The 9,501-nt window shown below is 69.6% G+C and carries 9 protein-coding genes; 7 read left to right on the top strand and 2 right to left on the bottom strand.

What is annotated here, in order from left to right; genetic code table 11:
- On the bottom strand, nt 1–991 hold a 991-nt coding region (locus tag G3N58_RS34395; RefSeq protein WP_346778313.1), incomplete at its 3' end, for a hydantoinase/oxoprolinase family protein.
- 113 nt (nt 992–1,104) lie between these two features.
- On the bottom strand, nt 1,105–2,154 hold the full coding sequence (locus tag G3N58_RS32610; RefSeq protein ID WP_206001255.1) for an ATP-grasp domain-containing protein: 1,050 nt from the start codon (nt 2,152–2,154) through the stop codon (nt 1,105–1,107).
- 14 nt (nt 2,155–2,168) lie between these two features.
- Between G3N58_RS32610 and G3N58_RS32605 the strand changes: the two genes are divergently transcribed.
- The 7 genes from G3N58_RS32605 to G3N58_RS32575 form a co-directional block, all read left to right on the top strand.
- Nucleotides 2,169–2,927 (top strand): HisA/HisF-related TIM barrel protein, encoded by a 759-nt coding sequence (locus tag G3N58_RS32605; protein ID WP_206001254.1) that lies wholly within the window; start codon nt 2,169–2,171, stop codon nt 2,925–2,927.
- A 332-nt stretch (nt 2,928–3,259) separates the two neighbouring features.
- On the top strand, nt 3,260–4,747 hold the full coding sequence (locus G3N58_RS32600; protein ID WP_206001253.1) for a formylmethanofuran dehydrogenase: 1,488 nt from the start codon (nt 3,260–3,262) through the stop codon (nt 4,745–4,747).
- Nucleotides 4,744–6,447, top strand: coding sequence for a formylmethanofuran dehydrogenase subunit A (locus tag G3N58_RS32595; RefSeq protein WP_206001252.1), 1,704 nt, complete (start codon nt 4,744–4,746; stop codon nt 6,445–6,447). Before G3N58_RS32600 ends, G3N58_RS32595 begins: the two co-directional genes overlap by 4 nt.
- Before the next feature lie 14 nt (nt 6,448–6,461).
- Entirely contained in the window at nt 6,462–7,472 is a 1,011-nt protein-coding gene (gene fhcD, locus G3N58_RS32590; RefSeq protein WP_206001251.1) for a formylmethanofuran--tetrahydromethanopterin N-formyltransferase, read from the top strand.
- Nucleotides 7,469–8,350 carry a formylmethanofuran dehydrogenase subunit C gene (locus G3N58_RS32585; RefSeq protein WP_206001250.1) on the top strand — a complete coding sequence of 294 codons (882 nt, stop codon included), beginning with the start codon at nt 7,469–7,471 and terminating at the stop codon, nt 8,348–8,350. Before fhcD ends, G3N58_RS32585 begins: the two co-directional genes overlap by 4 nt.
- 91 nt (nt 8,351–8,441) lie before the next feature.
- Complete coding sequence (locus G3N58_RS32580) at nt 8,442–8,996, top strand: cytochrome b (protein ID WP_167285463.1); 555 nt, start codon at nt 8,442–8,444, stop codon at nt 8,994–8,996.
- Nucleotides 8,993–9,501 (top strand): alpha/beta fold hydrolase (locus tag G3N58_RS32575; protein ID WP_241017326.1); only part of this gene is annotated, 509 nt, incomplete at its 3' end. The genes G3N58_RS32580 and G3N58_RS32575, both read left to right, overlap by 4 nt.

Raw genomic sequence — 9,501 nt, 5'->3', positions numbered from 1 at the left:
GATTCGCGCCGATCTCGCTCAATTGCAGCGCGCGCCACCGCTGCGCAAAGCGCAGCCAGGCGTCGGGCGCCGCCTCGTGCGCGTCGCGCCCGATCATGCGCGCAAGCCGCGCCCGGCTCGCGGCCTCGGTCTTCGGCCCCTGGTCCGCGCTCGGCTGCACGTCGTGCAGCGGGTCCAGTTCGCCCGTCAGGCGATAGACGTCGGCGGTCGTCGCGAACCATTCGTTCATCACGTTGACGGTGACGCCGTCGAATTCGATGCGGTGCGCGACGCCGCACAACGGCGTGCGCACCACGCCGTGATACACGAGTTCGCCGCTCGCAAGCCGGCCGGCATCGGTCGCGGCGCGCGCAACGACGCGGCCGCCGACGATCGGAATGATGTCGGTCGTGGTGCTGCCGATATCGACGAGCACCGCATCGGCGAGGCGCGTGGCAACCCAGTTCGCGGTCGCGAGCCAGTTGGCCGAGGCGACGTGCCGCCAGTGGGCCGCGCAGGCCTCGGCGGCGAGCCAGCCGGCGGCGCCGGCGTAGAAGCTCAGTGGCGAGCGCGACGGCGAATCGGATAGCGAATTCAGCGACGAATCGGATGGCAAAGTCAGCGGCGAATCCGATAGCGAACCCGACGGTGAACTCGATGGCAAATTCAGCAGTGCCCCCGGCTGTTCCCCGGACCGCGAACCCGCTTGCGCGCCTAACCGCCGCTCCAGCGTCGCGACGATCGCGCGCACGCCTGCGGCACGATCCGCGAACAGATCGACCATCTCGCCGGTCATCGTCACCGCATGCCGTGCCGCGGGCGAACGGGCCTGCGGCCAGCGCTCGAATACGAGGTCGATCGTGCGTTCGAGATGGTCGAGCCCCTGCCACAACGGACAGGCCCATTGCACGACATCGCGCACCGAGCCGCCGCCATCGACACGCGACACCTTCACGTGCGCGCCGCCGACGTCCCAGCCGAATACGGCTGCGTCAGCCGCCGCGTGATTCACGACATGACTCACGGCGTGATGCACCGCGAGGTTCGCCGTGCCATCAGCCACACCCGCCACATCTGCCACGCCCGTCCCTGTTCGATGTGCCATCGCGTCGATCCGTGTCGTGCTCAAGGCCGCACCTCGAAAGTCGGCGACGCAGGATTCACGCGCCCCGCCCCGCATCGCTCGATGCGCACGCCGTGCGCCGCGAGCAAGGCACGCGCAAGCCCGCTGCCGCGCGCCGCGAACAGCCCCGCATACGCGACCGTGAGGCGCGGATTCACCTCGATCACGACCGGCCCGCGCCGCGGATGCCACACCACGTCGATGCCGACAAAACCGCACAGGCCCGGTATCGCTCGCGCGACGCGTTGCGCGAGCGCTTCGAGCACGAGCCCCTGCTCGCCACGACGATCGATCCGGTCGACGAGCACGCCGTCGAACTCGACGATGCGCGCCGCGTGGCGCGATGCGTCTGCCTCGCTGATGCCGATCTGCTGACGGTTGATGCTCAGCAGTTCCGTCTCGTCGCCACGGCAGAGCAGCGACAGGCTCAGCGGCTCGCCATCGACCCACGCCTGCAGCACCGGATTGCGCGCGGCGGCCGCGCGCGCCTCGTATTCGGCGCAGGCATCGGCGAAACGGTCGAACACGAAGGTGTCGAGCCCGCCCGCGCCGTCGTCCGGTTTCACGACCCAGCGGCCTTCGGGCTGCGCGCTCGCGGGACCGGGTTCGAGCGCGGGCGTCACGGCGATGCCGTGCGCGGCGAGACAGGCAGCCGTCGCGCTCTTGCTCGACGTCAGGCGAATCGCTTCCTTCGCGCAGCCGAGCCAGCGCGCCGTGCCGACCGCATCATGAAACTGCAGCAGCAGGCCGTCGCATTCCGGCGCGATGATCCATGCGTAATCGTGTTCGCGCGCCACGCGCGCGACGAAGGCCGTCATCGATTCGCCCGGCGCGGCCATACAATGAGCGTCGCCCGGCGCCGGCGTTTCGAAGCGCGAGGTCGCGAACGTGACCTCCACGCCGTCGATGTCGCGCAGCGCGGCGACGAGCGCATCGCGCATGATCCGCCCTTCGACGATCAGCGCGCTCAGGTCGGCGAGACTGCCCTCGCCGGCCAGCGCGGGATCGATGCCGCCGCCGGTGAGATACTCGTAGACAAAGATCTTGGTCAAAGGAACGCGCCCCCATGCAGGTGATACCGGTTCTCGATCTTCTCGACGGCCACGTCGTGCGCGCGGTGCGCGGCGAGCGAACCGCCTACCGGCCCATCGAGTCCCGCCTCTGCGCGGCCAGCGAGCCGCTTGCCATCGCCCGCGCGCTGCTCGCGGCCAGCGGCGCGCGCACGCTCTACATCGCCGATCTCGGCGCCATCCTGCAACGCGGCGCGCATGTGTCGACGCTCGCCGCCTTGCGGGCCGCACTGCCCGGCATCGACCTCTGGCTCGACGCCGGCTTCGCTGACTACGCCTCGATGCGCGAGATGTTCGAACGCATCGAGGCCGTCGATCGACATGATGGCCAGACCGTCGATCATGCCGCGCCCACTCCGCTCGCGACGCTCGTGCCCGTGTTCGGCACCGAGTCGTTGCGCGACATCCATGCTCTGCACTCGGCGCAGGCGGCCGGCCTCGCGCCGATCCTCTCGCTCGACCATCGCGCGGGCCAACTGCTCGCGGCCGCCGAACTCGATCGCTCGTCGGCCTGGTGGCCGTCGCGCGTGATCGCGATGACGCTCGATCAGGTCGGCAGCTACGCCGGCCCCGATCTCGCCACCTTCGAACGCATCCGCGCACGCGCCGCCGCGCAGACCACGGTGATCGGCGCGGGCGGCATCCGCCATCGCGCCGACCTGAGCGCCGCGATCGACACCGGCGCGACCGCCTGGCTCGTCGCCTCGGCGCTGCACGACCGGCAGATCGGCGCCGCGCCGGCCGGGCACGCGTAGGCTGTCCATACAATTTCCATGCCACGCGGCCGGCAACCTACGAATGTCAGCGAAGCGCATAGGCGGCATGGCGCGCGTGACACTCTGCTCCAGCACGGCACACAACCTGTACGGCGCAGCGGGCTCGCGGCGGCCCTTCGGCGCACGCGCTCCACGGCTGGTTCGACGCGGGCCGTGTGAAGCCCATTCGGACTCGCGATCCGCCCAACACAAAGGCGCACGACCGTGCGCGCCCATCGGACCGGCAGCGCGTGCGATGTCGTTGTCCTACCGTGGCCCCATCGTTGCGACGGCATTGCGCCAATCGGCATGGAGCTTGCTAAAAGTGCGCCATGCACCTGTCCCCCAACGATCCATCGGCTTCGCGCACGAACGCACCGGACACGACCGGTGCGCGCGCCGCGACGATCACGCGCGACTGGGTCTGCCCGTTCTGTCCTTTGCTCTGCGACGACCTCAGCGCCGATTCGCACGATGACGGCACGCTCGGCGTGCCGCACGCCGACTGCGCACGGCTGACGCAAGCGCTCGCGTGTTACGGCGCGGGCGACGCGCCATGCCGCAGCGTCGTCGACGGCCACGAGGCCGACACGGATACCGCGCTCGCGCTCGCCGCGCAACGGCTCGCGAACGCGCGCCGGCCGCTGTTCGGCGGACTCTCCACCGACGTCGCGGGCGCCCGCGCGCTCTACGCGCTCGCGGCCGATTGCGGCGCGATGCTCGATCATCTGCATGGCGATGCGCTGACGCCGGCGACGCTCGCCTTGCAGGATCGCGGCTCGTTCTTCACGACGCTCTCCGAAGTGCGTGCGCGCGCCGATCTGCTGGTGTTCTTCGGCTGCCAGCCGTCGCGGCGTTATCCGCGCTTTTTCACGCGCACGCTCGCGAACACCGATCTCGCGCGCGAACTGGTCTTCGTCGGCTGCGCGGCAGACCCGGCGGCCGAGGGCTTCGCGCATACGCGCATCGAAACGCTGCTCGTGAACGCCGATTCGTTCGACACGCTCGCGCTATGGTCCGCGCTCGCCGAGGGCCGCGAAGCGGCTGTGCTGGATCGCGACGAGGCCAACGTCAGCAACAGGAACGCCGACGATAAACACACGAACGACAGCGGCAGTCACGCGCATCCAGCCGCGACGCTCGCCTCACTCCAGGCCCGCATCGCCGCGGCACGCTACACGGTGATCGTCTATGAACCGGCCGCCCTGCCCGGCCCGCATGCGGCGCTGCTGATCGAGGCGCTGAACCGCATCGTCAAGACGGCGAACCGCACGAGCCGCGCCGCGTGTCTCGCGCTCGGCGGCGACGATGGCGCGCTGACGGTCAATCAGACGATGACCTGGCTCAGCGGCTTGCCGTTGCGCACGCGCGTCGCGATGCCCGCGCGAGTCGCCGGCACCGCGCCGCTCGATCACGATCCGTACCGCTATCGCACCGGCAGGCTGCTGGCCGAGCGCGAAGCCGACGCGCTGCTCTGGATCGCGAGCTTCGCGCCGCACGCCTGGCCCGCCTCGCTCGATCCGGCCGTCCCGCTGATCGTGCTCGGCCATCCGGCGCTCGCCGATGCGGCGAAGGCGCGCGGCGCGAATACCGTGTTCGTGCCAGTCGCGACACCGGGCATCGACGGCAACGGACATCTGTTTCGCGTCGACAGCTCGGTCGTGATGCCGTTGAGGGCCGCGCGCGGCGCGGCCCTCGCCTCGGTCGCGGAAATGGCCGCGCAATTGAGCGAACGCTTGCGGGCGCTATCGGCGGCTCGGCCAGGCATTCCGCCAACCGCGCACACGCACGCCCAGCACCCCGGCGAGGCCCATTCATGACCCTCGTCCGGCTCAAAGGCGGCACGCTGTTCGACCCGGTCCACCAGGTGAACGGCGAGCGCCGCGATCTGCTGTTCCGCGACGGCCGCATCGTCGATGGCATCGCAGCCAATACGCCCGTCGATCGCGAATACGACGCGAGCGGCATGATCGTGATGGCGGGCGGCATCGACATGCATTCGCATATCGGCGGCGGCAAGACCAACCTGTCGCGCCTGCTGCTGCCCGAGGACCATCGCGCCGATCCGATTCGCGACGCCGTCTATGAAGCGGTGCAGGACGACGCGGGCCGCTATCTGCGGCTGCCCTCGTGCGGCGTCTGCGCGCCGGGCACGCTCGCGACCGGCTACCGCTACGCCGAAATGGGCTACACGGCCGCGTTCGAGCCGGCCATGATGCCGTCCAACGCGCGCCACACGCACCTCGAAATGGGCGACACGCCGATCATCGATCACGGCGCCTACGTGATGCTCGGCAACGACGAACTGTTTCTGCAAATGCTCGCCGCGCGCGACGACTTCGAGCGGCTGCGCGATTACATCGGCTGGACGATTCACGCGAGCAAGGCGCTCGGCGTGAAAGTGGTCAACCCGGGCGGCATCTCGGCCTTCAAGTTCAACCAGCGCTCGCTCGATATCGACGAGGCGCACACGCACTACGGCATTACGCCGCGCGAGGTGCTGCATACGCTGTCGCGCGCGCTGACCGAGCTGCGCGTGCCGCATCCGCTGCACGTGCATGCGAGCAATCTCGGCGTGCCCGGCAATCTCGCCTCGACGATCGCGACGATGGACGCCGCCGACGGCCTGCCGATCCATCTGACGCATATCCAGTTTCACAGCTACGGCACCGAGGGGCCGCAGAAGTTTTCGTCGGGCGCGCGGCAGATTGCCGAGGCCGTCAACGCGCGGCCGAACGTCTCGATCGACGTCGGCCAGATCATCTTCGGACAGACCGTCACGGCCTCGGGTGACACGATGATGCAGTTCCGCAACACGCCGCTCGCGCGGCCGCACAAGTGGGTGGTCGGCGATATCGAATGCGACGCGGGCTGCGGCGTCGTGCCGTTCCGCTATCGCGAGCAGAGCTATGTGAATGCGCTGCAGTGGATCATCGGCCTCGAAATCTTCCTGCTCGTCGACGATCCGTGGCGCGTCGCGATGACCACCGATCATCCGAACGGCGGCCCGTTCACGAGCTACCCGCATCTGATCCGCCTGCTGATGGACAAGACGTTTCGCGACGCGCAACTGGCGAAGCTGCATCCCGAGGCGCAGGTCGCGAGCGCGCTGCCCGAACTTACGCGCGAGTTCTCGCTGTACGAGATCGCCATCATCACGCGCGCCGGTCCCGCGCGGCTGCTCGGCCTGCGCGACCGCGGCCATCTCGGCGCGGGCGCGGCGGCCGACATCGCCGTCTATCGCGACGAGCCGGACCGCGAGCGGATGTTCACGTCGCCGGCCTATGTGTTCAAGGACGGCGAGCTGGTCGCGCGCGACGGCACGCTCGTCGCGACGCCGACCGGCGGCATCCATTTCGTCACGCCGGACTTCGATCGCGGCATCGAAAAGACCGTGCGCGCGTACAGCGACACGAACCTCGCGAGCAACTTCGCGCATGCCGCCATCAGCGACGACGAAGTGTGCAGTTGCTGCCGCGGCGGGCGGCTGTTGCCCGTCGAATGTCTGGTCGACGGCTGAGGGACGGGCGAGCCATGTCAGACGTGCCAGCCAACCTAACCGATGCGTCCGCGACGAGCGCCCCGGCCGCGCTCGCCATCAACGGCACCGCGATCGACGCGACCTTTGCCGAAGCGTTTCCGATGAAGGCGACGCGGCTCGTCATCACGGCCCACACGCCCACCTGGGCGATGCACGCGGCGAACTCGCTGGCGGGCTTCGCGACCTCGGTGATCGGCTGCGGCTGCGAGGCCGGCATCGAGCGCACGCTCGCACCCGACGCAACGCCCGATGGCCGGCCCGGCGTCGCGGTGCTGCTGTTCGCGGTGTCGTCGAAGGAGCTGGCGAAGCAGATCGGCCGGCGCGTCGGCCAATGCGTGCTCACCTGCCCAAGCACGGCCGTGTTCGGCGGCATCGATCCCGCCACGAGCCGCGCGCCGCTCTCGGATCGCGCGCCGCTCGGCAGCGGGCTGCGCTTTTTCGGCGACGGCTGGCAGATCGCCAAGATGCTCGACACGGGGAACGGACCCACGCGCTACTGGCGCGTACCGGTGATGGACGGCGAGTTCGTCTGCGAGGACACGGCGGCGACCGTCAAGGCGGTCGGCGGCGGCAACCTGCTGCTGCTCGCGCGCGACCAGGACGCCGCGCTCGCCGCCGCCGAAGCGGCCGTCACGGCGATGCGCCGGCTGCCGAACGTCATCATGCCGTTCCCGGGCGGCATCGTCCGCTCGGGGTCGAAAGTCGGCTCCCGCTACGCGGGCGCGAGCGCCTCGACCAACGACGCGTTCTGTCCGACGCTGATTGGGCTGTCGTCGCATAGCGAACTCGGCGCGGAAGTGGGCTGCGTGCTGGAGATCGTGATCGACGGCCTGACCGACGCCGACGTCGGCGCGGCGATGACGGCCGGGATCGACGCGGCCTGCGAGCTCGGCCGCGCGGCCGGGGTGCTGCGGATTTCGGCGGGCAACTATGGCGGCAAGCTCGGGCCGTATCACTTCCATCTGCATGCGCTCGCGGCCGGGCTCGACAGGGGGCCCGCATGAGTACGACCACCTTGCGCCTCAAAACGCCGCCCGGTTTTCGCGTCGATGCCGCCGCACTGCGGCCCGCGACGCTGGCGAGCCTGAGCGTGGCCGAGATCGAGCACATCGTGCTGGCGGGCGGCAACGAGAGTTGCAGGGTCGGCGAGATGTTCGAGGTTCTACGCGATGAATACACGACTTCGCAATCCCCTGCGGAAACGGCACTGCCCGCAACGCCGGACAGCAACAGCAACGCCGCGCCCACACTCGTCATCGACGGCGCGGCTCGCTGGCTCGACCGCCTCGGCGCGGAAATGGACGGCGGCCGGCTCGTCCTGCGGGGCTCGGCCGGCGACTACTGCGGCTTCAGGATGAGCGGCGGCGAACTACGGATCGACGGCGACACCGGCCACTTCACCGGCTGCGAAATGCGCGGCGGCCGGCTCACGGTGAACGGCGACAGCGGCGATTTCGTCGCCGGTGCGCTGACCGGCGACATGGAAGGCATGAGCGGCGGCACGCTGACGATTCGCGGCAACGCCGGCGCGCGGCTCGCCGACCGCATGCGGCGCGGCCTCGTGCTGGTCGGCGGCAACGCGGGAGAATTCGCGGCCTCGCGGCTGGTGGCCGGCACCGTCGGCGTGGCGGGCGAACTGGGCCCGCATTATGCCTATGGAATGAGGCGCGGCACCTTGCTGCTCGCGCGCCGGCCGGCGCACCGGCTGCCGCCGACCTTCACGAACGGCGGCCAGGGGTTCGACGTATTCTGGTCCTTGCTCGTGCGCAGTCTCGCCAACGAAATCGCGCCGTTTTCGCAGTGGCGCGCGCAGCGTCTGCCGGTCCGCTACACGGGCGATCTCGCCGTCGACGGCAGGGGCGAAATACTGATCGCCGGATAAGGCCGCACGCCGCGTCGATCGATGGCAGTGAAACGGTGTTCGACAGCAGTCGCCTCGACAAGCAAGCCTCTTGCACGGGAGTGAAGACAGCATGACGACAACGGATTCTCCGAACGCAAACGCCGGCGGCACCCGCTATGCGGGCCTGCTGATCGTGCTGCACTGGCTCATCGCGCTCGGCATCATCGGCCTGCTCGCGCTCGGCCTCTATATGGTCGGATTGCCGAAGGGTTTGCCGGTCAAAGCGACGCTGCTGAACCTGCACAAGTCGCTCGGACTGACGGTTTTCCTGCTGGTGCTTCTGCGCATCGTGGCGCGGGCTGTCCTTCACCGGCCACCCCTGCCGCCGATGCCAGCGTGGCAACGCGCCGCCGCGCGCACTACGCAGGGTCTTTTATACGTCGGCATGGTCGCGATGCCGCTCGCCGGCTATCTCGGCTCGTCGTTCAATCGCTATGGCACGCGCTTCTGGGGCATCCTGCTGCCGAAGTGGGGCTGGGACGATCCGCATCTGCGCGAGCTGTTCTTCGGCATTCACGGGTTCATCGGCTATGGGCTGATCGCGCTGATCGTGCTGCACGTGGCCGGCGCGCTCAAGCATCAGTGGATCGATCGCGACAACCTGCTCGCGAGGATGCGGCCATGACGACGATGCTGGGTAGTTCGACGCGCAGTCCGACACATCGCGCGACGCGCCCTGCCTCGCAGCACGCGGCGGCGCCGCTCGAAAGCGCCACGCTGCGCACGCGCGACGGTCATCGCGTGTGGTACGCGGTGGCGGGCGCGCGCGATGGCGTGCCGGTCGCGGTGCTGCACGGCGGCCCCGGCAGCGGCAGTCAGCCGGGCGTGTTGCGGCTCTTCGATCTGAGCCGCTTTCGCGTCGTGCTGATCGACCAGCGCGGCACCGGCGTCTCGACGCCGCACGGCAGCGTGCGCCACAACAGCACCGGCTATCTGATCGCCGATCTCGAAGCGATTCGCGCGCGGCTCGGCTTCGCGCGCTGGGGCGTGCTCGGCGGATCATGGGGCGCGGCGCTCGCGCTCGCGTATGCGGGGCAGTGTCCGCAGTCGGTCACGGGGGTCGTGATGCGCGGCCTCTTTCTGACCTCGGCGCGCGAAGTGCGCGGCCTGTTCGTGGCGTCGCGCAAACA

This window comes from Paraburkholderia sp. Ac-20342, assembly GCF_017104985.1.
Lineage (GTDB): Bacteria > Pseudomonadota > Gammaproteobacteria > Burkholderiales > Burkholderiaceae > Paraburkholderia.
The sequence above is the reverse complement of the archived record's forward strand: the minus strand, read 5'-3'. Positions and strand labels throughout refer to the sequence as shown.